This window comes from Streptomyces sp. ALB3 (assembly GCF_044385685.1).
Classification (GTDB): domain Bacteria; phylum Actinomycetota; class Actinomycetes; order Streptomycetales; family Streptomycetaceae; genus Streptomyces.
This window is the reverse complement of the sequence record NZ_JBISCE010000008.1, coordinates 588,993-612,973: the sequence shown is the minus strand read 5'-3', so window position 1 is coordinate 612,973 and position 23,981 is coordinate 588,993. Positions and strand designations below refer to the sequence as shown.

At 71.5% G+C, this 23,981-nt stretch carries 25 protein-coding genes and 1 tRNA gene; 3 read left to right on the top strand and 23 right to left on the bottom strand.

Translation table 11 applies throughout. The features are described from left to right. Positions 1 to 16 precede the first annotated feature (16 nt). The 4 genes from ACHFIV_RS09525 to ggt all read right to left on the bottom strand — a co-directional run bounded on the left by ACHFIV_RS09525 (position 17) and on the right by ggt (position 3,513). Positions 17 to 397, bottom strand: coding sequence for a PPOX class F420-dependent oxidoreductase (locus ACHFIV_RS09525; RefSeq protein WP_398965533.1), 381 nt, complete (start codon positions 395 to 397; stop codon positions 17 to 19). Between the two features lie 19 nt (positions 398 to 416). Next, entirely contained in the window at positions 417 to 704 is a 288-nt protein-coding gene (locus ACHFIV_RS09520) for a helix-turn-helix domain-containing protein (RefSeq protein WP_398965532.1), read from the bottom strand. A 168-nt stretch (positions 705 to 872) separates the two neighbouring features. Beyond that, positions 873 to 1,547, bottom strand: coding sequence for a glycoside hydrolase family 75 protein (locus tag ACHFIV_RS09515; protein ID WP_398965530.1), 675 nt, complete (start codon positions 1,545 to 1,547; stop codon positions 873 to 875). A 160-nt stretch (positions 1,548 to 1,707) separates the two neighbouring features. Next, a complete protein-coding gene (gene ggt, locus ACHFIV_RS09510) occupies positions 1,708 to 3,513 on the bottom strand; it encodes a gamma-glutamyltransferase (RefSeq protein WP_398965528.1) in 1,806 nt (601 codons plus the stop codon). A gap of 105 nt (positions 3,514 to 3,618) precedes the next feature. On the opposite strand from ggt, the gene ACHFIV_RS09505 reads away from it, so the two are divergent. Beyond that, positions 3,619 to 4,365 (top strand): hypothetical protein, encoded by a 747-nt coding sequence (locus tag ACHFIV_RS09505; RefSeq protein ID WP_398965526.1) that lies wholly within the window; start codon positions 3,619 to 3,621, stop codon positions 4,363 to 4,365. Positions 4,366 to 4,655: 290 nt separating this feature from the next. Here the strand turns inward: ACHFIV_RS09505 and ACHFIV_RS09500 are convergent, their stop codons facing one another. The 5 genes from ACHFIV_RS09500 to ACHFIV_RS09480 form a co-directional block, all read right to left on the bottom strand. Continuing rightward, positions 4,656 to 5,528: an amino acid ABC transporter permease gene (locus ACHFIV_RS09500; RefSeq protein ID WP_398965525.1), complete on the bottom strand. Its 873-nt coding sequence runs from the start codon at positions 5,526 to 5,528 to the stop codon at positions 4,656 to 4,658. Further along, positions 5,525 to 6,169, bottom strand: coding sequence for an amino acid ABC transporter permease (locus ACHFIV_RS09495; RefSeq protein ID WP_398965523.1), 645 nt, complete (start codon positions 6,167 to 6,169; stop codon positions 5,525 to 5,527). The genes ACHFIV_RS09500 and ACHFIV_RS09495 overlap by 4 nt, the downstream gene beginning before the upstream one ends. 16 nt (positions 6,170 to 6,185) lie before the next feature. Next, positions 6,186 to 7,100, bottom strand: coding sequence for a glutamate ABC transporter substrate-binding protein (locus ACHFIV_RS09490; protein WP_398965522.1), 915 nt, complete (start codon positions 7,098 to 7,100; stop codon positions 6,186 to 6,188). 11 nt (positions 7,101 to 7,111) lie between these two features. After that, positions 7,112 to 7,855, bottom strand: a complete 744-nt coding sequence (locus ACHFIV_RS09485; protein ID WP_398965520.1) for an amino acid ABC transporter ATP-binding protein — start codon at positions 7,853 to 7,855, stop codon at positions 7,112 to 7,114. Positions 7,856 to 7,958: 103 nt separating this feature from the next. After that, positions 7,959 to 8,420 carry a DUF6278 family protein gene (locus ACHFIV_RS09480; protein WP_398965519.1) on the bottom strand — a complete coding sequence of 154 codons (462 nt, stop codon included), beginning with the start codon at positions 8,418 to 8,420 and terminating at the stop codon, positions 7,959 to 7,961. Positions 8,421 to 8,527: 107 nt separating this feature from the next. Between ACHFIV_RS09480 and ACHFIV_RS09475 the strand changes: the two genes are divergently transcribed. Beyond that, positions 8,528 to 9,307: an SDR family NAD(P)-dependent oxidoreductase gene (locus ACHFIV_RS09475; protein ID WP_398965517.1), complete on the top strand. Its 780-nt coding sequence runs from the start codon at positions 8,528 to 8,530 to the stop codon at positions 9,305 to 9,307. Between the two features lie 115 nt (positions 9,308 to 9,422). Here ACHFIV_RS09475 and ACHFIV_RS09470 read toward each other — a convergent pair. The 11 genes from ACHFIV_RS09470 to ACHFIV_RS09420 form a co-directional block, all read right to left on the bottom strand. Then, positions 9,423 to 9,501, bottom strand: a tRNA-Arg gene (locus tag ACHFIV_RS09470). A 5-nt stretch (positions 9,502 to 9,506) separates the two neighbouring features. Beyond that, on the bottom strand, positions 9,507 to 10,256 hold the full coding sequence (locus ACHFIV_RS09465) for a Clp protease N-terminal domain-containing protein (protein WP_398965515.1): 750 nt from the start codon (positions 10,254 to 10,256) through the stop codon (positions 9,507 to 9,509). 76 nt (positions 10,257 to 10,332) lie between these two features. Beyond that, the gene (locus ACHFIV_RS09460; RefSeq protein ID WP_398965514.1) at positions 10,333 to 11,112 is read right to left on the bottom strand and encodes an exodeoxyribonuclease III; all 780 of its coding nucleotides are present in this window, start codon (positions 11,110 to 11,112) and stop codon (positions 10,333 to 10,335) included. A gap of 34 nt (positions 11,113 to 11,146) precedes the next feature. Continuing rightward, positions 11,147 to 11,794 carry an MBL fold metallo-hydrolase gene (locus tag ACHFIV_RS09455; RefSeq protein WP_398965512.1) on the bottom strand — a complete coding sequence of 216 codons (648 nt, stop codon included), beginning with the start codon at positions 11,792 to 11,794 and terminating at the stop codon, positions 11,147 to 11,149. A 12-nt stretch (positions 11,795 to 11,806) separates the two neighbouring features. Further along, positions 11,807 to 13,708 (bottom strand): bifunctional 3-oxoadipate enol-lactonase/4-carboxymuconolactone decarboxylase PcaDC, encoded by a 1,902-nt coding sequence (gene pcaDC / locus ACHFIV_RS09450; protein WP_398965510.1) that lies wholly within the window; start codon positions 13,706 to 13,708, stop codon positions 11,807 to 11,809. A gap of 36 nt (positions 13,709 to 13,744) precedes the next feature. Further along, a complete protein-coding gene (locus ACHFIV_RS09445) occupies positions 13,745 to 14,389 on the bottom strand; it encodes a hypothetical protein (RefSeq protein ID WP_398965508.1) in 645 nt (214 codons plus the stop codon). 66 nt (positions 14,390 to 14,455) lie between these two features. After that, positions 14,456 to 15,613, bottom strand: a complete 1,158-nt coding sequence (locus tag ACHFIV_RS09440) for an ROK family glucokinase (RefSeq protein WP_398965506.1) — start codon at positions 15,611 to 15,613, stop codon at positions 14,456 to 14,458. Positions 15,614 to 15,745: 132 nt separating this feature from the next. After that, on the bottom strand, positions 15,746 to 16,606 hold the full coding sequence (locus ACHFIV_RS09435) for an ATP-binding cassette domain-containing protein (RefSeq protein ID WP_398965505.1): 861 nt from the start codon (positions 16,604 to 16,606) through the stop codon (positions 15,746 to 15,748). After that, positions 16,603 to 17,652, bottom strand: coding sequence for an ABC transporter permease (locus tag ACHFIV_RS09430; RefSeq protein ID WP_398965504.1), 1,050 nt, complete (start codon positions 17,650 to 17,652; stop codon positions 16,603 to 16,605). The genes ACHFIV_RS09435 and ACHFIV_RS09430 overlap by 4 nt, the downstream gene beginning before the upstream one ends. Then, entirely contained in the window at positions 17,649 to 18,662 is a 1,014-nt protein-coding gene (locus tag ACHFIV_RS09425; protein ID WP_458575925.1) for a sugar ABC transporter substrate-binding protein, read from the bottom strand. Before ACHFIV_RS09425 ends, ACHFIV_RS09430 begins: the two co-directional genes overlap by 4 nt. 211 nt (positions 18,663 to 18,873) lie before the next feature. Beyond that, positions 18,874 to 19,635 (bottom strand): GntR family transcriptional regulator, encoded by a 762-nt coding sequence (locus ACHFIV_RS09420; protein ID WP_398965503.1) that lies wholly within the window; start codon positions 19,633 to 19,635, stop codon positions 18,874 to 18,876. 93 nt (positions 19,636 to 19,728) lie between these two features. Here ACHFIV_RS09420 and ACHFIV_RS09415 point away from each other — a divergent pair, with 93 nt between their 5' ends. Further along, entirely contained in the window at positions 19,729 to 20,733 is a 1,005-nt protein-coding gene (locus ACHFIV_RS09415) for a Gfo/Idh/MocA family protein (RefSeq protein ID WP_398965501.1), read from the top strand. A 25-nt stretch (positions 20,734 to 20,758) separates the two neighbouring features. Here the strand turns inward: ACHFIV_RS09415 and ACHFIV_RS09410 are convergent, their stop codons facing one another. The 3 genes from ACHFIV_RS09410 to ACHFIV_RS09400 are packed head-to-tail and all read right to left on the bottom strand — an operon-like array spanning position 20,759 to position 23,906. Continuing rightward, the gene (locus tag ACHFIV_RS09410; RefSeq protein ID WP_398965499.1) at positions 20,759 to 21,931 is read right to left on the bottom strand and encodes a cytochrome P450; all 1,173 of its coding nucleotides are present in this window, start codon (positions 21,929 to 21,931) and stop codon (positions 20,759 to 20,761) included. A 35-nt stretch (positions 21,932 to 21,966) separates the two neighbouring features. Next, complete coding sequence (locus ACHFIV_RS09405; RefSeq protein ID WP_398965498.1) at positions 21,967 to 22,692, bottom strand: response regulator; 726 nt, start codon at positions 22,690 to 22,692, stop codon at positions 21,967 to 21,969. Continuing rightward, positions 22,689 to 23,906: a sensor histidine kinase gene (locus ACHFIV_RS09400; RefSeq protein ID WP_398965496.1), complete on the bottom strand. Its 1,218-nt coding sequence runs from the start codon at positions 23,904 to 23,906 to the stop codon at positions 22,689 to 22,691. The genes ACHFIV_RS09405 and ACHFIV_RS09400 overlap by 4 nt, the downstream gene beginning before the upstream one ends. Positions 23,907 to 23,981: the final 75 nt, after the last annotated feature.

The following is a 23,981-nucleotide window of genomic DNA, read 5'->3' as shown; positions in this document are numbered from 1 at the left end:
GGGACCGGCGCGCCCCTCAGAGCGTGACGGCGATGCCCGTATGGGGCCGCTTGCCGAGCCGTACGACCGTGGCGGGCCAGTCCACGAGCCAGAACTTCCAGGTGTACTTGCGGGCGAGCGTCCTGCGCACCGCCGCGGTACCCGCGGCGTCGAGCAGGCGGGCGGTCCCCTCGGCGCTCGGCGCGCCCTCCGCGACCCGGCCGCGGACGTCGCAGACCGTGACACGGACCCGACTGTCGTTGCGGAGCCGCTTGACCTTCCAGGAGTCGGACCGGGTCCAGACGTACAGCACGCCACCGTCCACCGCCGCCCAGACGGGTGTGGCGACGGGCGTGCCGTCCTTCCGGTACGTGGTGAGGCTGACGTACTCGCTGCGGGCGAACTCCTGGAGGATCACGGGCGCGACCCTACTCGGCCTACGCCGAGAGCGGCAGCTCCGTCGGTTCCGGCGCCGGCCCCGGGGCCGGCGCGCACCGTGGGAGCAGTTCGTCCATCGACAGCCCCAGGGCTCCGGCGAGCGCCGCCACCGTGAAGAAGGCGGGGGTGGGGGCCCGGCCCGTCTCGATCTTCCTGAGCGTCTCGGCCGAGATACCCGCGCTCGCCGCCACGGCGACCATGCTGCGCCCGCCACGCGCCTCGCGCAGCAGTGCGCCGAGCCGCTCGCCGCGGCGCCGCTCTTCGGGTGTCAGAGGATTCCGTACCATGCCGTCATTCTAATACCAGTTCGACCGGTATGATAATGGGCAGACCGTGTTCACGGAGCCTGTGCACGGGTGACGGCGGCAGGGTGCGGCCCCGGGCACACGGCAGCGGTCACCGGCGACGGCCCCGCGTCTTCCCGGCACATCCGCGCTCCGTGTACCGCCGCCCCCTCAGGTGCCTCCGACGAACTCCCGGGCGAGCGCCTCACCGGCACTCACGGCGGCGGCCGGACTCTCGATCGGCGAGACCTTGGAGTCCTTGAAGAGGATGTAGGTGACACCGGACGCCGTACCGCCGGTTCTGGGGTCCGGATCGATGCCGAGTGCCTGGGCCAGGGCGTACGAACCCTCGCCGATGATTCCGCTGGGCCCGGTGTCCCCCACGACGGCGTAGCGGACCTTGCCGTCGTGGACGACGGCCGCCGCGCCACCGCCCTTGATCCCCGACGTGGCGAAGTTCCAGAGCGGGCCGGCGCCGGGGACGACGACGAAGGGCACCCGGGCGGAGTCGAGGGGCTTGCCGTCCGACCCCTGGAACGCGGTCCGGGGCTGGAAGGAGGGGTCGGTGCCCGTGTTGCAGACGGTCGTGACGCGGCCGTCGCAGTCGATGTCCATGTCGGCCTCCCAGAACACGGCCTCGCCGGTCCCGCAGACCGGGACCGTGGCCGCGGTGGTCCGGTCCGTCCGGTACTTCCCCTGGGAGACCCTCGTGCAGTTCTTCACCTCGGCCAGCAGTTCGGCGGCGGTGACCGGGCCGTCCTCCCTCCCGGCCGCCGCGGCGGGGAGCGTGGAGGCGAGCAGGGCGGCGCCGGAGAGCGCGGAGAGGACCAGCATTCGCGTACGCACCGTGGTGGATGCCCTTTCACTGGACGCGAAGAGCCCTGACGGGCTCCTCCTTGCCGTGCGGCACGGAGGGATGCGGTCCGGCCGCTTCAAGGCCCCGGGGCCGGGAGGGCGCGGTGGAGCACACCCTCCCGGCCCCGGGGCCCGCAGTTGTGCCGACCGGTCACTGACGGCCGCTCGGCTGTACCACCATGGCCGAGCCGCCACCCCGCCGCACCTTTTCGGCGGCTGCCAGCCAGCGGCCCCCGGGGAGACGCTGGATGCCCGTGGCGGCCCCGATCTCCGGGTTCACCTTGAACACGTGTCCGAGGGCCTCCAGCTCCCCGCTCACCGGACTGTCCCGGAGGCCGGGCTCGATCTCGGTCGTGGCCGAGTTCCGCTGACTGGCGCGGGGCGCGGCGATCGCCTCGACCAGCGGCAGCCCCCGGTCCAGGTGGCCGGTCAGCGACTGCAGAACCGTGGTGATGATCGTGGCTCCCCCCGGGGACCCCAGGGCCAGCACGGGCTTCCCGTGCTCCAGCACGATGGTCGGCGAGATCGACGACCGCGGACGCTTGGCCGGGCCGGGCAGATTGGGGTCGTGGACCGCCGGATTCGCCGGGGCGAAGGAGAAGTCCGTCAGTTCGTTGTTGAGCAGGAAGCCCCTCCCGGGCACGGTGATGCCGCTGCCGCCCGTCGACTCGATCGTCAGGGTGTACGCGACGACGTTGCCCCACTTGTCGGCGGTGGTCAGATGTGTCGTGTTCTCACCCTCGTACGTCGTCGGGGCCGCCTCGCCCCCGGTGCCGCAGCGGACCGGGTCACGCGGATCGCCCGGCGCGAGCGGGCTGGTGAGGACCGCGTCGTCCTTGATGAGGCATTCCCTCGAGTCGGCGAACCGCTGGCTGAGCAGCTCCCGCGTCGGCACGTCCTCGAACGCCGGGTCGCCGACCCAGCGGCCCCGGTCGGCGAACGCGATCCTGCTCGCCTCGATGAGACGGTGCAGGTACTGGGCCTCGGTCGCCTTCGAGAGGTCCGTGGACTCGAGGATGTTGAGTGCCTCACCCACGCTCGTCCCTCCGGAGGAGGAGGGCGCGATGCCGTAGACGTCGAGCCCCCGGTAGCCGACTCTCGTCGGGGCCTGCCGCAGTGCCCTGTAGGACCTCAGGTCCCCGGCCGTCAGGTCGCCTGGACGCACCACACGGGACGCTGCCGGGTCCACCGGAGGTGTGCGTACCGTCGACACGATGTCCCGGGCCAGTCCGCCCCTGTACAGCTCGTCGACGCCTTCGCGGCCCAGGGACGCGTAGGTACGGGCGAGGTCGGGGTTCTTGAAGACGGATCCGACCACCGGCAGTCGCCCGCCTGGCAGGAAGAGCTTCGCGGAGGCGGGGAAGTCTTCGAACCTCGCCTGGTTGGCCGCGGTCTGAGAGCGGAAGGTGTCGTCGACGACGAATCCGTCACGGGCGAGCCGCTCGGCCGGTTCCAGCAGCCGGCGCAGGGGCTTGCTGCCCCAGGCGTCGAGCGCCTTCTCCCAGGTGGCGGGGGTGCCGGGGGTACCGACCCCGAGCCCGCTGGTGACGGCGTCGTTGAAGGGGATCGGCTGCCCGTTCTCCAGGAAGAGCGAGGAGTCCGCGCTGCGGGGGGCGGTCTCGCGCCCGTCGACCGTCTGCACGCTGCGCGTCCTGGCGTCGTAGTGGACGAAGTACCCACCGCCTCCGATGCCCGCCGAGTACGGCTCGGTGACTCCCAGAGCGGCGGCGGTGGCGACGGCCGCGTCAACGGCGTTGCCCCCCTTGCGCAGTACCTCGATACCGGCCGCCGAGGCGTCCGCGTCGACGCTCGACACCGCTCCGCCGTACCCGACCGCCACCGGCGACTTGGGGGGCGGGCCCGGTGGTGCCGAGGCCGCCGGGGCCGCGGCACCGAGCGAGCCGATGACGGCGATCACGATGGGCAACGACACATTCCGGCCGACGGAACGACGCATCCGTACCTCCTGTGAAGGATCGTCCGCGCAGGGTAACTCCGCACCACCCGCACCGTCAGGACCGCCTCGGCCACACGTCCGGACGGACCGCTACCATGCCCGCTCATGAATGACGACGTACGCAACATCGTGCTCGGTCTCATAGCTGCCGGAATCAGCGCCTCTCTCGGCTGGCTCGCCCGCACCTACCTCTGGCGCCGCAGACTCCGCCGCAAACAGGCCTTCTTCGGCCTGCCGGGGAATTCCGAGTGCCTCCTCGTCGTCAACCGTGACGCCGGCGGCGACGGCGCGGTCCACCGCCACGACGTCTTCGCCCTGCTCGAACTGTCCGCGCTCATCAAGGACTGCGCGGCCCACGCCCAGATCGTGTCGCACGACACCGCCCAGCAGGGCTTCGGCGAGCGGACCGAATTCTGCGTGGGCGGGCCGGTGTCCAACCGGCGCATGGCCGCGCACCTGCAGTCCCTGCTGCCGGGCGTGAAGATCGACACCGGGCCGGAACCGGGCCCTGACCGCGCGGCCTTCCAGGTGGGCTCGGAGCGCTACCGGCTGGAGCCGGGCACGTCCGAACACGTGCTGCTCGCGAGGCTCACGGGGGGCCAGGACGCCCGTCCGGTCTTCCTGATGTGCGGTCAGCGCGCCATCACCAACCAGGCCGCCTCCCGGTACCTCGTGCGCAACTACGAGAAGCTGCAGCGCAAGCACCGCGGGAACTCCTTCGTGCTCCTCCTGAAGGTGGTCAACTCCCAGGCGTACGGGCCCGATGTGGTCGAGTTGATCGGTGACGTGACGCGCACGGCGCAGGCTCCGCCTCCCGCCGCGCCCCGCACCTCGCACCGTGCCGCAGGCTGAGCACGGGTGACGCGGCGCACGGTCCCGGCGCCCGCCTCCTGCCGTCGTGCTCCCGGCGCGGGGACCAGGACGGCCGCCGGACCGTGGACGTGGAGCCGCGCTCCACGCCCACGGCGTCCCCCGGCCGGTCACAGGTCGCCCGGTGGCCTTCACCGGTCCTCGTCACGTCGGCGGTGACCCGGCCGGCACACAGCTGACCTTCTCCCCCACCGCGCACGGGTACGGATCGCGTCCCGTGCCCGCGGTGCGAGGAGTGATCACCGGCTGCTGCCGGGCGGACTCGCCGACGGCTACCGCGGGCGGCCCGGCAGCAGGGTTCCCGGCTCGGCGGCGGCGACGCCCGTACCCTCCGTCTTCGGGTTGCGCCGCTCCCGTCTGGCCACCCAGGTGGCGAACCACGAGAGCAGCATGCACAGGCCGATGTAGATGGGCGAGATCACCATGACGACGGGGATGAACGGCAGACCGTAGTCCAGGTTCGACGCGATCAGCTTGCCCGCGTGGAGGAACTCCTCGTAGGTGATCAGGTATCCGAGCGAGGTGTCCTTGAGCGCCACCACCAGCTGGCTGATGATGGTGGGCAGCATGGCGCGGACGGCCTGCGGGGCCAGGACGTGGGTGGTGACCTGCGTCTTGCGCATGCCCAGCGCGTACGCCGCCTCCCGCTGCCCCCGCTCCACGGAGTTGATCCCCGTGCGGAAGACCTCCGCGAGCACCGACCCGTTGTAGAGGGTCAGCCCGGCCACCAGCGCCGGCAGCGGCTGGACCTTGAGCGCGACGAAGATGAAGAAGATCATCACCAGCACGGGCATGGCCCGGAAGAACTCCACCAGCAGCGTCGAGACCCAGCGCACGGGCTTGTGTGCGGAGAGGCGGCCCACGGCCAGCACCGCCCCGAGCGCGAGGGAGAGGACCGCGGCGTAGGCGAAGGCCTTGAGGGTGTTGCCGAGTCCGCGCAGGAGCAGTTCCTGGATGCCCGTGTACGTGAAGGGCGTCCACTTCTCGCTGGTGAACTGGTCCGTGTCGAACAGCAGGTAGAGGATCCACCCGAACAGCGCGAGGATCACCGCTGTGGAGAGGACTCCGTACAGGAAATGCCGTTTTCGGGTGAGGGGCCCGGGGATGTCGTAGAGCGCGGTGGCGGAGGCGGTGCTGTGGGTCATCGGGCGACTCCCCAGCGCTTCTCCAACACGGTGAAGAGCGCGCTGATGGCGAGGGTGATGATGAGGTATCCGACGGCGATCCAGATGAAGGACCAGATGATGCTGTAGCCGAGTTCGTTGAGGGTCTTGTAGGTGCCCAGCAGTTCGGTGACGCTGAACGCCCCCGCGATCGCGGAGTTCTTGGCGAGAGCGATGAGCGTCGACCCGACCGGCGGGATCACCGAGCGGAAGGCCTGCGGCAGGACCACGTTGTTCAGCGTCTGCCCGAAGGACATCCCCAGGCTGCGGGCCGCTTCACCCTGCCCGGTGGGCACGGTGTTGATGCCGGAGCGCAGCGCCTCGCAGATGAACGCCGAGGTGTAGCAGCCGAGGGCGAGGACCGCGAACACCTGGAACGGCAGGACCAGGCCGAAGCGCGGCAGGCCGAGCAGGACGGCGAAGAACAGCAGTGTCAGCGGGGTGTTGCGGAGCACCGCGACCCAGACCGTGCCGATCACCCGGAGCGAGCCGACCGGCGCGACCCGGAAGGACGCCATCACGAAGCCGAGGGCCAGCGCCAGGACCGAGGCGTAGACGGTCAGTTCGAGGGTGCCGAGGAAGCCCTTGCCGTAGAGCGAGAAGTTCTCTGTCAGTACGTCCATGGTGGTGGCCGGCCCCTCAGTTCGACGGGTAGCGGTCGATGGGCGGAGGTTTCGGCGCGGGCACCCCGGACAGGCCGAGGGTCGCCTCGAACGCCTTCTTCCAGTTGCCGTTCTTCTCGTCGGCCTCCAACGCGTCGTTGAGCGCGGCACGCAGCGCGTTGTCACTGCGCGGCACGCCGATGCCGTACGGCTCCTCCGAGAAGGGCCTGCCGACCACCTTCATCTCCTCCGGCGCCTTGGCCGCGAAGCCCAGCAGGATCGCGTCGTCGGTCGTGACGGCGTCGACCTGGAACGTCAGGAGGTTGTCGACGCAGATCGAGTACGTGTCGTAGGCGACGAGATCCGCCTCGGGGAAGTCGGCGGCGATGCGCTGGAAGGGAGTCGACCCGGCGGCCGAGCAGACGGTCTTGCCCGCGAGGTCCTGCGGTCCGTCGATGTCGTTCTCGTCCGTGCGCACCAGGAGTCCCTGTCCGGCCATGTAGTACGGCCCGGCGAAGCCGACGAGCTTCTTGCGCATGTCGTTGATGGTGTAGGTGCCGACGTAGTAGTCGATCTGCCCGTTCTGGAGCGCGGTCTCCCGGTTGGCGGAGGCGATGGTCCTGAAGCGGATCGTGTCCGGCTGGAAGCCCAGGGAGGCCGCCATCATGCGGGCGATCTCGATGTCGAAGCCGGAGTAGACTCCCGTGGCGGGGTCCTTCTCGCCGAGGTAGGGCTGGTCCTCCTTGGCGCCGACGACGAGGTAGCCGCGCCTCTTCGCCTTCGTCCAGGTCTTCGACTCCGGCAGCCGGAAGCCGGTGTCGACCGTGTACCGGGGCAGCTCCCCGGCCTTGGGTCCCTTGACCGGCGGGCTTCCCTCCCGGCCGCAGCCGGCGGCGAGCAGGGCGAGCAGAAGGCAGGCCAGCACGGCCGTGATGTTCCTCGTACGCAACACGGTGCCCCCTGTCAGTGCTTGAGGATCTTGGACAGGAAGTCCCTGGCGCGGTCGCTCTCGGGCGCGGTGAAGAAGTCCTCGGGGGTGCGGTCCTCCACGATGCGTCCGTCGGACATGAAGACCACACGGTTGGCGGCCGACCGGGCGAAGCCCATCTCGTGCGTGACGACCACCATGGTCATGCCCTCACGGGCCAGCTGCTGCATGACCTCGAGCACCTCGTTGATCATTTCCGGGTCGAGGGCGGAGGTGGGCTCGTCGAAGAGCAGCGCCTTGGGGTCCATGGCGAGGGCACGGGCGATGGCGACGCGCTGCTGCTGTCCGCCGGAGAGCTGGGCGGGGAACTTGTCCGCCTGTGAGGCCAGCCCGACCCGCTCCAGCAGTTCCCGGGAGCGCTGGTCGGCCTCGTCCTTCCTTCGCTTGCGGACCTTGAGCTGGGCGAGCGAGACGTTCGCCAGCACGGTCTTGTGGGCGAACAGGTTGAACGACTGGAAGACCATGCCCACTTCGGCCCGGAGTTGCGCGAGCCCCTTCCCCTCCTCGGGGAGAGGCTTCCCGTCGATGGCGATATGACCGGACTCGATCGTCTCGAGCCGGTTGATCGTCCGGCAGAGCGTTGATTTACCCGATCCGGAGGGGCCGATGACCACCACCACCTCCCCGCGGCCGACGGTGAGATTGATGTCCTGCAGCACGTGCAACGTACCGAAGTGCTTGTTCACGTCCCGCAGCTCGATCAACGGATCGACGGCCATACGCTGCCCTACCCACTTATCGCTTTGTGTCGAGGTCAGCGCAAACTATCCGGGGCGGACACGCGCTTCGGCGCCGACACGCACCGACAGCGCATAAGGCTGTTTATCGCGTTTTGGCCTCGGGTCCGCTCTCCGCCGACTCCGCGTACATCTCGGAGAGCTCGGGGCTGCCGGACATCGCCCAGTCCAGGCCGGCCGCGACCACATCGATCTCGCGCCCGGACGCCAGGCGCACCACCGGCTGCCCGCCCGCCAGGATGTCCCAGGCGGCCCCCGGGACGGTACGCACCAGTACGGTGCCGAGGTACAGGCCGGCGTCGTTACCCACCCAGGGCAGCTCTTCCGGATCGTCGCGCCAGACGGGCGGCAACTGGTCGAGCGCGGACAACGAGGCGGGGCTGTCGTCGAGTTCGAGGCCGCACTGTCCCGCCCGGGCGCGCAGCAACTCGCATTCCGCCAACAGCTCGGCGACACCGTCCGGATCGGTCTCGACGGCGGCTGCGAGCGCCACCTGCCGTGTACCGCCCTGGCGCTTACGCCAGTTGTCCAGGAAAGGGATGTTCATGCCACCAGGATCCCATCCCTGACGCGTTACGCACCGCAGGGCGCGCGACTGGACCGCTTCCGGGACCCGCCCCGTTCATGACCTGGTCATCTCTCTAAGGTACGAGGATGACGTCGCAGAACTATCTTTCCGAACTCTTCTCCCTGCGGGGCCGGGTCGCCGTGGTGACCGGCGGCAGCTCGGGCATCGGCCGGGGCATCGCGGAGGCGCTCGCCCGCGCCGGCGCGAGCGTGGTGGTCGTGGCACGCGGGGAGTCGGAACTGGTGCGCACCGCAGGCGAACTCGGAGCCGCCGGATGCCGGGCCGCGTGGGTGAGCGCCGACCTCGGTACGGCCGAGGGCGTGCGCACGGCCGGCGACGCGGCGGCCGCCGCGTTCGGCGAGCCCGACATCCTCGTCAACTGCGCGGGCGTCAACCTGCGTCCGCCGATGAGCGAGCTCGACGAGGACGTGTGGGACACCACGATGACGGTGAACCTCAAGGCGCCCTATCTGCTGGGCCGCCGGTTCGGACCCGGGATGGCCGCGCGCGGCTTCGGCCGGATCATCCACATCACGTCCCAGCAGGCACACCGGGCGTTCGTGCAGAGTGGTGCGTACGGCGTCTCCAAGGGCGGGCTGGAGTCACTGGCCCGCTCGCAGGCCGAGGCCTGGTCGCCGCACGGTGTCACCTGCAACACGCTCGTGCCCGGATTCGTGATGACTCCGCTCAACGAGAGGCTGTCGTCCGACCCGGAGCGGGTGGCGGCGCTGGCCGCACGCACGATGGTGGGACGCAACGGACTGGCCGAGGACTTCGCGGGTGCCGCTGTGTTCCTGGCGTCGGCCGCCTCGTCCTACGTCACCGGGCAGTCACTGTTCGTCGACGGCGGGTTCTCGGTGCACTGAGGCCCTGTGCCGCGCGGTGCCGCCCCGGTGTGGGGCGGCACCGCGCGAGCGCCCGAGGTCGAAGTCGGCGACGGAGACAAGATGCTGGGCCGCTGCACCACGGTCCGGCCGGGGCCGGACCGCCAGGATTCGAACCTGGGTCCTCTTTTTTGCGGAAAGAAGTATCCGTCGCCTGCGCACCGGGCGCTCGGCCCCCACCCTAGTCCCGGGTGTCCGGAACCGGCTCCCCGGTTTCGGCGGCGACGGCGGCGGCCACGTCGGCCGACGCCACGTCCTTGTCGACGCCCAGCCCCGCGAGCACGCCCACGCCGCCTTCGAACTCCAGCAGGGCCAGCGCGATGTGCCCGGTTCCGACGAAGTCGTGGCCGAGGCGCAGCGCCTCCCGGAAGGTGAGCTCCAGGACCTTCCGGGCCTCCGCGTCGTACGGGATGAGCTCGGGGACCTCGCCGGCCGCTGTGGGCAGGGCGAGGGCCGCGGCCTCCCGGACCGCCTCCGGTGACACCCCCTGGCCGGCGATCACCCGGGCACCGAGGGAGTCCGGGTCCGCCAGGAGCCCCAGGACCAGGTGCCCCACACCCACCTCGTCGTTGCGGGCGGTGTGCGCCTCGTTGTGCGCGGCCATCACGACGTTCCTGGCCTGCTCGTCGAACCGGCCGAAGCCCTGGCCGGGGTCCAGGTCCGAGGCCTCGCCGGGCTTCTTGGGCACGAACCTCTTCTGAGCGGCCTGCCGGGTGACGCCCATGCTCCGGCCGATGTCCGTCCAGGACGCGCCGGAGCGGCGCGCCTGGTCCACGAAGTGGCCGATGAGGTGGTCGGCGATCTCACCCAGGTGGTCGGCCGCGACCACCGCTCCGGTGAGCTGCTCCAGCGCGTCGTCATGGGTCTTCTTGATCGCCTCGATCAGGTCGTCGAGACGGATGGGCGGGTCGGGGCGCAACGGCTTCGTCATGAGGCAACCCTAGGTTGACACCGAAGAGTCGTCAACCCGGAGTTGACACTTGCGTGCCCGTACGCGCCCCCGGCCGTCAGAGGTCGAGGTCCACGACCACCGGGGCGTGGTCGGAGGCGCCCTTGCCCTTGCGCTCCTCGCGGTCGACGTAACTGTCCTTGACCGCCGCGGTGAAGGGGGCGTTGCCGTAGACGAGGTCGATGCGCATGCCCTTGTTCTTCGGGAAGCTGAGCTGGCGGTAGTCCCAGTAGGAGTACGGGTGGTCGTACTTGAGGGGACGCGGCACCACGTCGGACAGCCCCTCCTCGCGCAGCGCGGCGAGTGCCGCCCGCTCGGCCGGGGTCACGTGTGTCGCGCCCTCGAAGACCGCGGGATCCCAGACGTCCTCGTCCGTGGGGGCGATGTTGAAGTCCCCGAGGACCGCGAACGGCAGCGGCCCCGACGCGTCCACGGCGGCGGCCTTGCGCAGGGCCTCCAGCCAGCGGAGCTTGTAGGCGTAGTGGTCGTGGGCGACCTCGCGGCCGTTCGGGACGTAGACGGACCAGACCCGGGCGGGCCCGCAGGTCGCCGAGATCGCCCTCGGCTCCTGCACGCCCTCGTACTCGGGACCGTCGGGCAGGCCCGTCACGACGTCCGCGAGGCCGACACGGGAGAGCAGCGCGACACCGTTCCACCGGCCGGTGGCGTTGACGGCGGCTTCGTAGCCCGCCTCACGCAGCGCGTCGGCGGGGAACTGCTCCAGGGTGCATTTGGTCTCCTGGAGGCACAGCACGTCGGTGCCGCTGCTCTCCAGCCAGGCCAGCAGCCTCGGGAGCCGGGCGGTGATCGAGTTGACGTTCCACGTGGCGATACGCATGCAGCCAACCTAACCGCTCCCACTGACAGCCGGGTCAGAGGCGGGTCTCGTCACCCGGGGACAGCCGGCCGTGGTCCGTCCCGCCCAGGGCGCCGATCTGCTTGTCGTAGATCGGACGGGCGAGGTCGGTGAGCAGGGCGTCGTGGATGTCGAAGGCGCGGCGAGGCTTCACCTCGCGTACGTAGTCGATGACTTCCGAGATCTTGCTCCAGGGGGCCATGACCGGCAGCATCAGCGTGTCCACCGGATGGTCGGGCACCGTGAGGGCGTCGCCCGGGTGGAAGACCGAACCGTCCACGAGGAAACCGATGTTGGTGACCCTCGGGATGTCCGGGTGGATCACCGCGTGCAGTTCGCCGTGCACCTGCACGTCGAGTCCCGCGGCGGTGAACGTGTCGCCGTGGCCGACCGTGTGGACCCGCCCAGGGAACGCGGCGGACAGCTGGTCGGCCACGCTGCGCAGGGTCCACACCCGTGCGGCGGGGTTGGACTCCAGCGCTGCGCGCAGTTGTGCCTCGTCGAAGTGGTCCGGATGTTCGTGGGTCACCAGGATCGCGTCCGCGCCGACCGCGGCGCCGTCCTCGGTGAAGCCGCCGGGGTCGATGACGAGTGACTGCCCGTTCCGCTCCAGGCGGACGCAGGAGTGGGCGTTCTTGGTGAGCGTGAGAGACGAAGCGTTCATGGTCCCATCCTGCTACGCGGGCGGGGTCGTTTCCTCCTGTATCACGGACTGGGCGATCTCGAACGCCGCGCCCGCCGCCGGGATGCCGCAGTAGACGGCGGTCTGGAGCAGCACTTCCTTGATCTCGACGGGGGTGAGCCCGTTGCGCAGAGCCGCCCTGACGTGCTGCGCGAGGCCGCCCAGGTGTCCGGACGCGACGACCGCCGTGAGGGATACACAGCTGCGGGCCCTGCGGTCGAGGCCCTCCCTGCTCCAGATCTCGCCCCACGCGTAGCGGGTGAGGAGCTCCTGGAAGTCGTCGGTGAAGCCGTCCGACGCGGCCGTCGCGGCGTCCACGTGGGCGTCGCCCAGCACTTCCCGCCGGACCTTCATCCCCCGGTCGTACCGGTCGTCGCGTCCCGTGGAGGAGGAGTCGGGCAGGTCGGCCGCGGCAGCGATCTCGGCGACGGGGACGACCGGGGCGAACGGGGCGGAGAAACCCGGGGACGGCGGCACGGGGATGGACGCCAGGGTGTCCTGCCACGAGGTCGAGAAATGCATGAGCAGCAGGTCGGTGACTGCGGCCGGCTGTTCGACCGGGGCCAGGTGGGAGGCACCGGGCACGAGGGCGAGGCGGGCGTCCGGGATGCCCGCGACCAGGGTCCGCGCCTCGGCCGGGCCGGTGACCTTGTCCTCGGCCCCGACCAGGACGAGGGTCGGGACGCCGATGCGGGGCAGTTCCGTACGGATGTCGAAGGCGGCCAGGGCCTCGCAGGAGGCGATGTAGCAGCCGGGGTCGGTGGTGCGGACCATCTGGACGGCCCACTCGACGATGGCCGGCTGGGCGGCGGCGAAGCCCGGGGTGAACCAGCGTTCCGGGGAGGTGCGGGCGATCGGCTCCAGACCGTTGCTCCGGACGATCACACCGCGCTGCCTGAACTCGTCGGCGGTGCCGAAGCGGGGCGACGCGGCGACGAGCGCCAGTGCGGCGACCCGGTGCGGGTGGCGTAGCGCGAGGTCGGCCCCCACGGCGCCGCCGATGGAGCAGCCCGCGTAGCCGAAGCGCTGGACACCGACGCTGTCCAGCGTGGCGAGGAGGCGGTCGGCGAGGTCGGCGACAGCGGCGGCGGGGTGTGCCGGGGCCCCGCCGTGCCCCGGGAGGTCGTAGCGGAACACCCTCCAGTGCTGGGACAGCTCGGGTATCTGGCGGTCCCACATGTGCCACGTGGTCCCGAGCGAAGGCCCGATGACCAGGACGGGGGCGTCCTCCGGTCCGTCGAAGCGGTACTGGAGCAGCCTGCCGGACTGCTGTGCCCGCGCCGTCCGCGGCCCGGGGCCTTGCTGCGGCCCCTGTGCGGCCGTGCCGCCCTGCGGCACGCCTCCCGCGCCCTGGGGCGGGCCCGTGACCTGCGGCTGGGCGGGCGGCGGCGCCGTCGCGGGCTGCGGGTGCGACTGGGCGGGGCCTGGCTGCGGGACCTGCGCCTCGGTGTACGGCCGCCCGGGGACCGGCCGGTCCTGCTGCGGTCCGGGCGCCGGCCGCGGGTGGTGCGGTCCGGGGGCCTGCTGCGTGTACTGCGGGCCGGGCGCCGACGCCGCGTGCTGCGGACCGGCGGCGGTCGGCGGGGCGTACTGCGGACCGGTGGCCGGCGGGGCGTACTGCGGACCGGCGCCCCCCTGGGCGTGGTGCGGAGCTGTCGCGGGCTGCGGCTGCCCCGGGGCGGGGTGCGACGACGGGGCGGAGGCGTGCTGCGGAGACGGGCCCGCCGCCAGGGAGGGCTGGACGGCTGTCGGGCCTGGGGGCTGCGCGTACGGCTGCCCGGGCACGGGCTGGGGAGCCGGGTGCAGCTGCCGGATCACCTCGCCCTGCAGGGGCTCGGGGTCGGCCGTCCGCGGGGGCCGGGCGGGCTGCGGGGTCGTCTCGCTCACTTCACTCACTCGCTCCAGGGTAGTGAGCGGCCCGACCGCTCCCGGTCACGGGGTCGCCGCGGAGACCGCGTAGACGACCGGGGCCGCCGGATCGGTCATGTTCACGGTGATGCTCTGGGTGGGACGCGGGTCCTTGTTCTTGTGCACCGTCCCCGCCCAGTGGACACCCGGTCCGAAGTACCATCCGGTGATCTTGATGTCCCGTTCGCCGATGGTGACCTTTCCGGTCTCCAGCGCGGCGCGGCCGGTTCCGACCCCGCTCAGGAAGCGGTCCAGTCCGGCGGAGGTCGTACGGAACTTCACGTACATCCGGCTGGCTTTCCAGTTGTTCGTCTCGTAGTACTGCACCCCGACCGCGTTGCCCGGGATGGGCAGTTCGAAGATCCGGCGCTGCATGCCGGACGGCCAGTCCTCGCGCAGCCCCTGGGCGGCGGCCTCGGCCTCCTTGTCCTTGCCGGAGCGGCGGCTCTGCCCCGCGGAGATCACCAGGTAGCCGGCCGGGATGCCGATGAGCAGGACGATGATGGTCAGGGTGATCAGGCGCCGCCGGACCACCCTCCGCCGGTCCTGCGGAGGGGTCCCGTCCCCGGATGATCCGGCGGGGCCCGTGGAGCCGGACGGCCCGGAGGAACCGGAGGAGCCGGACGTGGGGGGCTGGCGCGGCACGATGTGGTGCTCGGCTGCGGTCATGGTCGGTGATCCCTCGAAGCTGCGGTACGGAGCGGGGTGCGGGTGCCGTGGCGCGCGGCCCGCCGGTCAGTCGGCGGTGCGGGTGCCGCGGATGGTGCTCGCGGCCTGGTCGTAGAACTGCGCGTACCGCTCGTAGCGCTCGACCCGGCGGCGGTTGGTCCGCCGGAACCTCCGCGCGACCAGGCGGGCCAGATCGGCCGCGCCGACCATGCCCGCCTCGGGGCCGAGCTGCGCCTTGGCGATCCGGGCCTCGGGGCGGTAGCCGCGGCCGGTGAGGTGACGTTTGAAGGCGTCGCGGGCCGGGCCGATCAGCAGGTCGTCGGCAGCGCTGACACCGCCGCCGATGACGAAGCAGGAGGGGTCGAGGGCGGCGGCGAGGTTGGCGATGCCCACGCCGAGCCACTGGCCGATGTCCTGGAGGAGCTCGACGCACATCGCGTCGCCCTCACGGGCCAGCTCGGTGATGAGCGGTCCGGTGATGTCGGGGATGTTGCCCTTGACCCGCTCGATGATGCCGTGCGCGACCGGGGAGTCCGCCGCGGCCAGCTCCCTGGCCTCGCGCACGAGTGCGTTGCCCGAGCTGTACTGCTCCCAGCAACCCCGGTTGCCGCACGGGCAGCGGTGCCCGCCGGGCACCACCTGCATGTGGCCGAACTCACCCGCGACGCCGTACTTGCCCCGCTTGACGTGCCCGTCCTCCAGGATCGCGCCACCGATGCCGGTACCCAGCGTGATCATGACGAGGTGGTCCTCGCCGCGGCCGGCGCCGAAACGCCATTCCGCCCAGGCCGCCGTGTTGGCGTCGTTGTCCACCATCACCGGGACCACCAGCCGGGAGGCGATGGCGTCACGGAGCGGTTCGTCGCGCCACGCGAGGTGCGGGGCGAACAGCACCTTGGAGCGGTCGGCGTCGACCCAGCCCGCCGCGCCGATGCCGACGGCGTGCACGTCGTGCCGGTCGGAGAGGTCGAGGACCAGTTCGACGATGGTGTCCTCGACGACCTTGGGGCTCTTCGACTTGTCGGGCGTCTCGGTGCGCAGCGTCTCCAGGATGTTGCCGTCGGCGTCGACGACGCCGGCCATCACCTTCGTCCCGCCGATGTCGATGCCGACGGTGGGGACCCTGGGCGCCGTCAGGTGCGAGCGCCGCTCCCTGGTGCCGACGGTCCGCAGGACGGTCGCGCGGGCGGAGCCGCGGTGTGTGAAGTCGCGGTACGTGCTCATCGTCCCTGCGCAGGTCGGGGGGCCGGTCGGTGGTCCGTCCGGCGGCGGACGGCGCCCGCCACGCACGATTCTGCCATTCCCGCGCCCCCGGACCGGGTCTCCGGGCCGGGGGCGGGGGGCGCGGAACGTGTTCTACGGGGCGTCGCCGTCGACCGCGTGACCGCCGAGGTGCCCGGGCGAAGGGGCCCGTTCGAGCTCGTGGCCGAGCTGGTCGAGCTCGCTCCCACCGGCCATCTGGCGGGTCAGCTCGTCCAGGGTGACGTCGTCCTTGGTGTGGCTTGCGGACATCGTGCCGCGCTTGAGCAGCACGAAACGGTCACCCACGAGGTAGGCGTGATGCGGGTTGTGCGTGATGAGGACCACTCCGAGCCCGGCGTCCCTGGCGGCGGCCACGTACTTGAGCACGACCCCCGACTGTTTGACGCCGAGCGCCGCGGTCGGCTCGTCGAGGACGAGGACCTTGGCGCCGAAGTAGACGGCGCGGGCGATGGCCACGCACTGGCGTTCGCCGCCGGACAGGGTGCCGATGGGCTGGTCGACGTCCCGCAGGTCGATCCCCATGCGCAGCAGCTCCGCGCGGGTCGTCTCGCGCATCCGCCGCACGTCGAGGCGCTTGAACGGGCCGGCGCCCTTCGTCGGCTCCGAACCGAGGAAGAAGTTGCGCCAGACCGGCATGAGGGGGACGACGGCCAGGTCCTGGTAGACGGTGGCGATCCCCCTGTCCAGGGCGTCGCGCGGGTTGACGAGGGCGGCCTCCTCGCCCTCGATCAGGAACGTTCCGGCGTCGTGCCGGTGCAGCCCCGCGATGATCTTGATGAGGGTGGACTTGCCCGCGCCGTTGTCACCGAGGACGCAGGTGATCTCCCCCGCGTGGACCTCCAGCGAGACGTTCTCCAGGGCTTTGATGTTGCCGTAGTACTTGCTGACGTCGTCGAGCTCGACGAGCGCCGCGCCGGCCGTGTCCCGGGGGGCCGGAGCCTGGGTGGCCGTCATTTCGTCGCCTCCGCACGCTTGCGTACCCATGCGTTGAGCAGGGTGGCCAGGAGCAGCATCGCTCCCAGGAAGAACTTGAACCAGTCCGGGTTCCACTCCGCGTACACGATGCCCTTGCTGGTCATGCCGAAGATGACCGCGCCGACCGCGCTTCCGATCGCGGAGCCGTAGCCGCCGGTGATCAGACAGCCGCCGATGACGGCCGCGATGATGTAGATCAGCTCGTTGCCGACGCCCTCGCCGGACTGCACCACGTCGTAGGAGAACAGCAGGTGCTGCCCGGAGACCCATGCGGCGAAGGCGACACCGAGGTAGAGGCCGATCCTGGTGCGGATCACCGGGACACCGACCGCGCGTGCCGCGTCGGCCTCACCGCCGACGGCGAAGATCCAGTTGCCGAAGCGGGTGCGGAGCAGGATCCAGGTGGCGATCGCGACGAGCGCCGCCCACCACAGGATCGTGACCTTCAGCTCCACGTCGCCGATGGTGAGGTAGGAGGCGAAGACCTTGCGGGCGGAGTCGAAGCCCTCCATGTCCCCGATGGCCTTCGTCGAGACCGTGCCGCTGATCAGCTTGGTGAAGCCGAGGTTGAGGCCCGTCAGCATGAGGAAGGTGCCGAGCGTGATGATGAAGCTCGGGAGTTTCGTACGGGTCAGCATGAAGCCGTTGAACGCGCCGAATCCGAGGGTGACCAGCAGCGACACGAAGACGCCCACCCACACGTTGGCGGTCATCTGGTAGCTGAACATCGAGGAGATCAACGCGGAGCTGGTCACCATCACACCGGCGGAGAGGTCGAACTCCCCGCCGATCATCAGCAGCGCCACGGGCGCCGCCATGATCCCGATCGTGGAGGCCGCGTACAGCACCGTGCCGAGGCTGGAGACCTGCAGGAAGCTGTCGGCGACGATCGCGAAGAAGAAGAAGACGGCCACGGCCCCGACGACCGAGCCCAGCTCGGGCCGGCCGAGCAGCCTGCGCAGCGGGGAGATGCGCATCAGGCGTTCGTCGGTGCGGGGCGCCACCGGTTGCCCGGCCGCTGTCATCGCGTCCCCCGCTTCGTGTACTCGGCGAGTTCGTCGGCGTCGTCGGCGGTGATGATCTGCGGGCCGGTCAGGACGGGCCGGCCGCCGCCGAGCACGTTCTGGTTGTAGCGGTGGAGCCAGAGCAGGTCGACGGCCTCGTACCCCTGGAGGTAGGGCTGCTGGTCGACGGCGAAGCCGAGCGACTCGTTCTGCAGGCCGGTGGCGACACTCGCGTTGAGGTCGAAGGTGTCGATCTCGGCCTTGCTGCCCGCGGTCTGCTTCGCCTTGACGGCCGCGGCGGCGAAGGGGGCGCCGAGGGTGACGACCGCGTCGATGCTCCGGTCGGAGTCGAGCTTGGCCTCGATGGAGGCCTGGACGTCGGGCATGTTGGTGCCGTCGACGTAGAGGTTCTGCATCGTCCCGCCGAACGTCTTCTTCGCACCGCCGCAGCGCTGCTCGTGACCGACGTTGCCCTGCTCGTGCAGGACGCACAGCACCTTCTTGCGGCCGCGCTTGTCGAGTTCGTCGCCGACGGCCTCGCCCGCGATGGACTCGTCCTGGCCGATGTGGGTGAGCGCCCCGAAGGCCTTGGACTCGGCGGAGCCGGAGTTCACCGTGATCACGGGGATGCCCGCCTTGACCGCCTTGGCGACGACGGTCTTCATCGAGTCGGGCTTGGCCAGCGAGACGATCAGGCCGTCGACCTTCTTGTCTATGGCGGTCTGGACGAGCTCGGCCTGCTGCTGGCCCTCGGCGTCGTGCGAGTAGAGGAAGTTGATGTTGTCCTTGACGGCCGCCTGCTCGGCGCCCTTCTGGACGATGTCCCAGAAGGTGTCGCCGTCGCCCGAGTGGGTGACCATGGCGAACGTCCATCGGGGCGTGTTCACCGCGGACCGGCCCTCGGCGGCCTGCTGGGCGGCTCGCTCCTCCGCCCGCTTGCCGCCGGTGCTGCTGCATCCCGCGAGGGAGGCCGCCAGCACCGCTGCCAGCACGGCGCCCATCGCGCGTACCCCTGTCCGAACCCTTGCCACGACGCCGTGCCCTTCTAGTGCTGCTCGCTGTGCTGCCTGGTGAAGCCGGGGAGAGCGGACTCGCCGCCCGGCGGGCCAAGTATCCCCGAGCCCGGACCGGCATCGCCCGGCAGGGGCGCGGGCCGCGCCCTCCCGCCGTTCTAACGACCTAGCATGACCGCGTCAATGTTTGTGTCCGAACGTTCTGACCGGAGCCCGCCGGCCCCTGGGTTCAGGGCCTCACCAGCAACTGGAACTCGAAGGCGTACCGCGAGGCCCGGTAGACGTGCGAGCCGAATTCGACCGCCCGTCCGCCGTCGTCGAAGGTGGTGCGCTCCATGGTCAGCAGCGGGGCGCCCGTGGGTTCGGCGAGCAGTTCGCCCTCCTCCGCGGTGGCGGCGCGCGCGCCCACGGTCTGCCGGGCGCTGTGCAGGGTGATGCCCGTGGCGCGCATCATCCGGTACAGGCCGGTGGACTCCAGCCGCTCGGTGCCGAGGTCGAGCAGGTGCGGCGGCAGGTGGTTGCGCAGCAGGGCCACGGGCTCGTCATGCGCGTAGCGCACCCTTTCGACGAGATGGACGTCACTGCCCTGCTCGACACCGAGTGCGGCTGCGACCTCGGGCGCCGCCGGCTCGACCGTGTTGCGCAGGACCCGGGTCGCCGGGCTCCGGCCGGCCGTCTCCAGGTCGTCGTAAAGGCTGCTCAGTTCGAGCGGACGCCTGATGCGGCTGTGCACGACCTGGGTGCCGACGCCGCGCCGGCGGACCATCAGGCCCTTGTCGACGAGCGACTGGATGGCCTGGCGGACGGTGGGCCGGGAGAGTCCGAGCCGCGCGGCAAGTTCCAGTTCGTTGCCGAGGAGACTGCCGGGTGCGAGCCGTCCCTGTTCGATGGCCGCTTCCAGCTGCTGGGCCAGCTGGTGGTAGAGCGGGACGGGGCTGGTGCGGTCCACGCCCAGCCCCAGGGCGGCGGAGTCGGCGGTGGGTTTGGGCACGGGTCGGAGCGTACCCCGTGCGGTCGCGCGGCACCCTTCGATTTGTCAGGACATATAGTTGACAGTGCGTCCGGGGGGCGGCACGTTGGGTCCATGCGCATCGGACTCATCGGCACGGGCCGCATCGGTTCCTTCCACGCGGGCGTCCTGGCACGCCACCCCGCGGTCGCCTCGCTGGTGGTGACGGATCCCGACGCGGCCCGCGCCTCGGCCGTCGCGGCGCGGACGGGCGCCACCGCGGTCGCGTCCGCCGAAGTGGTCCTCGGCGCGGGGGTGGACGCGGTGGTGATCGCCTCGGCCACCTCGGCACACGCGGATCTCATCGGCCGGGCGGCACGGGCCGGTCTGCCCGCGTTCTGCGAGAAGCCGGTCGCACTGGACCTCGCGGGGACCCTGGGCGCGCTGAGGGAGGTCGAGCGGGCGGGCAGTGTGCTCCAGCTCGGCTTCATGCGCCGGTTCGACGCGGGGTACGCCGCCGCGCGCAGCGCCGTGCGGAGCGGGTCCCTGGGCCGGCTGCACACCGTCCGGGCGGCGACGTCCGACCCTGCTCCCCCGCCACCGGCGTACCTGCCCCTGTCGGGGGGTCTGTTCAGGGACTGCCTGGTGCACGACTTCGACATCCTGCGCTGGGTGACGGGCCGTGAGGTGACGGAGGTCTACGCCATGGGCTCGGACGCGGGCCCGGCGATGTTCCGGGACGCCGGCGACGTGGACACGGCGGCGGTGCTGCTCACCCTGGACGACGGCACACTCGCCACGGCGACGGCCACCCGGTGCAACGGGGCCGGCTACGACGTGCGCATGGAGCTGGCGGGCGAGCGGGACCAGATCGCGGTCGGCCTCGACGACCGCACCCCCCTCACCTCCGCCGAGCCGCAGGGCCCTCCCGCGCCGGCCAAGCCGTGGCCGGGCTTCCTGGAGCGGTTCGCCCCGGCGTACGAGGCCGAACTGGACGCCTTCCTCGGCGTCGTACGCGGGGAGCTGGCGAACCCGTGCGACGGCCGGGAGGCGCTGCACGCGCTGCGCGTCGCCGAGGCGTGCGAACTGTCGCGGGCGCGGCACCGGCCCGTACGGATGTCGGAGATCGCCGGGGCGTGACGCCCCACCCCCCGGTGCCGCCCCCTCACCAGCGCACCGGCAGGCGGCGGACCCCCCGGAGGAGCATCCCCGGCAGCCATTCGGGCTCCCCGCCCCCGGGGTCCCGCGCGAGCCCGGGGCAGCGCTCCAGCAGGGCGCGGATCGCGATGCGGCCCTCCATGCGGGCCAGCGGAGCGCCCAGGCAGAAGTGGATGCCGTGTCCGAAGGCCAGATGCCCCTGCGCCTCACGCCGGATGTCGAAGGTGTCCGGATCCGGGTACCGGCCGGGGTCGCGGTCCCCGGCGCCCAGGGCGACCAGCACCGCCTCACCCCGCGGGATGACGACCGAGCCGATCCCGACGGGCTCCCGGGTGAAGCGGAAGGTCGCCGTCCCGACCGGCCCGTCGTAGCGGAGCATCTCCTCGACCGCACCGTCCATCAGCTCGGGCCGGGCCCGGAGCAGGGCCAGCTGCTCCGGGTGGTCGAGCAGGGCGCGTACGCCGTTGGAGATCAGGTTCACCGTGGTCTCGTGTCCGGCCACCAGGAGCAGGAAGGCCATGCCGATCAGCTCGTCCGGTGCCAGTCGGTCGCCCTCGTCGTCACGTGCCTGGATCAGGGCGCTCATGAGGTCGTCGCCCGGGGCGCCCTGCTTGTCCTCGATCAGCTCCTCCAGGTAGGCGCCCATGGCGCGGACCGCCTCGGTCTCCTTCTCCGGCGAGACCGGCGTGACGATGGCGTTGGATATCAGGCGGAAGGCGTCCCGGTCGATGTCGGGTACGCCGAGGAGTTCGCAGATCACGGTCATCGGCAGCGGGAAGGCGAACGCGTCGATGAGGTCGGCGCTCCCGGCGGGCACCATCGCGTCGAGGAGGTCCCCGGTGATCTCCTCGACCCGCGGGCGCAGGGCCTCGATCCGCCGTGCGGTGAACTCGCGGGCGACGAGCCGGCGCAGCCGGGTGTGGTCCGGGGCGTCCATCTCCAGCATGTTGGCGTTGATCGGGTTGCTCGACACCGACCAGTCCCTCGCCGTGCGCCAGTCCTTGCTGAACCGCTGGTCCGCGAGGGCCGCGCGGGCCTCCTCGTAACCGACGATCATCCAGACCCGCTCGAAGTCGTCGGTACGGACCGGGTGCACCGGTCCGTCGGCGCGCAGCTTCGCGTAGTACTGATACGGATGCGCGCCGAAGTCCGCCGCCCCGCGCAGATCGACCAGTGTCATCGTCCCGCCCCCTCATCCGGTCTGACCCGTTCAGCCTAGGCGCCGCTTCGCGAGCCGTCCTCGTCCTCATGGAGGAGACCCGCGTCATGCACCAACAAGGCGATCTGGACACGGTTGTTGAGACCGAGCCTGGCGAGGATCCGGGAGACGTGGGTCTTCACGGTGGCGACGCTCAGATGGAGCGCCGCGGCGATCTCCGCGTTGGAAGCGCCCCGGCCGACGGCCGAGGCGACGTCCTGCTCGCGCTCCCCGAGTCCGGCGAACCGCTGCCGGGCGAGTGCCCTGCGGGCCCGGCGGTCGTGGTCCGTCGGTTCTCCCGCCGCGCGGGCCATGAGCCTGCGGGTGACGGCGGGCGACAGGACGGGCTCACCGGCGGCGACCCGCAGGACGGCCTCGACGATCTGCGCGGGCGGGGTGTCCTTCAGGACGAATCCCGCCGCCCCCGCGCGGATGGCGCGCAGTACCTGCTCGTCGGCGTGGAAGGTGGTCAGGACGATGACCTCGGGGGCGCCGGGCCGGCGCCGCAGCGCCTCGGTCGCGGCCAGCCCGTCCATGCCGGGCATCCGGATGTCCATGAGCACGACGTCGGGGTGCGCCCGGTCGACGAGGGCGGCCACCTGTGTGCCGTCGGCGGCCTCCCCGACGAGGTCGATGCCGTCGGCGCCCCCGAGCATCAGGACGAGTCCGGCCCGCACCAGCGGATCGTCGTCGACGATGACCAGCCGGACCGGTGGTGCCTCCGAAACCGTGGGATCGCTCATGCCGGCCACGGTAGCCGGGCCAGGACCGTGAACCCGCCCTCGGGCCGGGGCCCGTGCTCCAGGCTTCCGCCCGCCAGGCTCGCGCGTTCGGTGAGGCCGATGAGTCCCTGGCCGGACCCGGGGACCGGTTCGAAGGGTTCGGTGGGGGCCGGATTGCCGACCTCGATGGTCAGCCCGTCACCCGGCCCGCCGGTCACGGCGACGCGGACGGGCGCTCCCGGGGCGTGCTTCCGGGCGTTGGTGAGTGCCTCCTGCGCGATGCGGTACACCGTGCGCCCGGTGGCCGCGGGCACCTGAGCCGGGTCGGCGACGGTGGTGTCGAGGGAGACCTCCATGCCGGCCGACCGGGACTCGTCGATCAGCGCCTCCAGGGTGACGAGGGTCGGCTGCGGCCGGTTGCCCTCGTCGCCCTCCTCCGGGGCGCGCAGTACACCGATGATCTCGCGGAGGTCCTGGAGCGCCTCGTGGGCGCTGTCCCGGATGACCCCGGCCGCTCTGCCGACTTCCGCCGGGGGCGCGTCGGGCCGGAACTCCAGGGCGCCCGCGTGGACGCTGAGTAGCGTCAGCCGGTGGGCGAGGACGTCGTGCATCTCGCGTGCGATGGCCTCCCGCGCGAGCCGCTGGGCCTTCTCCGCCCGGAGCGCGGCCTCGGCCTCGGCCCGGTGCGCGCGTTCACGCAGGGTGACGACCAGGTGCCGCCGCGAGCGTACGACCATGCCCCAGCTCAGCATCAGCAGGACCAGCAGGACCCCGATGACGGTGGACGCGACGAAGGACGTGCCCGGGTCCGGACGCAGCATCGGCTGCACGGGGGCCACGACGAGGGTGCCGACGCCGACGACGGCCACCTGCTTGAAGGGGCGGTGCACCGCCAGGCTGAACACGGCGATCAGCATCGCCCCGGCCGCGACCGGCTCCACGAGGCTCAGCACCGTGAGTCCGCAGGCGACCGCCACGGGCCACCGTCGCCGGACCCAGAGCGCGCAGCACGCGGCCGCCCCGAGCAGGGAGTCGGCGAACACGACGGCGTCGGGGGTGGTGTGATCGGCCTCGATGGCCGCCAGGGCGGCCGTCCCGACCGCGGCGGCACAGAGGAAGAGCGCGATGTCGACGGCCCAGTCCCGTACGGTCCTGCGGGCTCTGCCCGGGTGCCCGGGCAGCTCGTGACCGGCCAGCGCCGAGGGCAGCAGCCAGGGGTATTCCGTACGGGTCATATCGACAAATCTACGCAGCTGGGAGGCGCTGCCGGGTCCTGCGGGGCAGAAGGGCTACCGAAGTCGTACGATCCG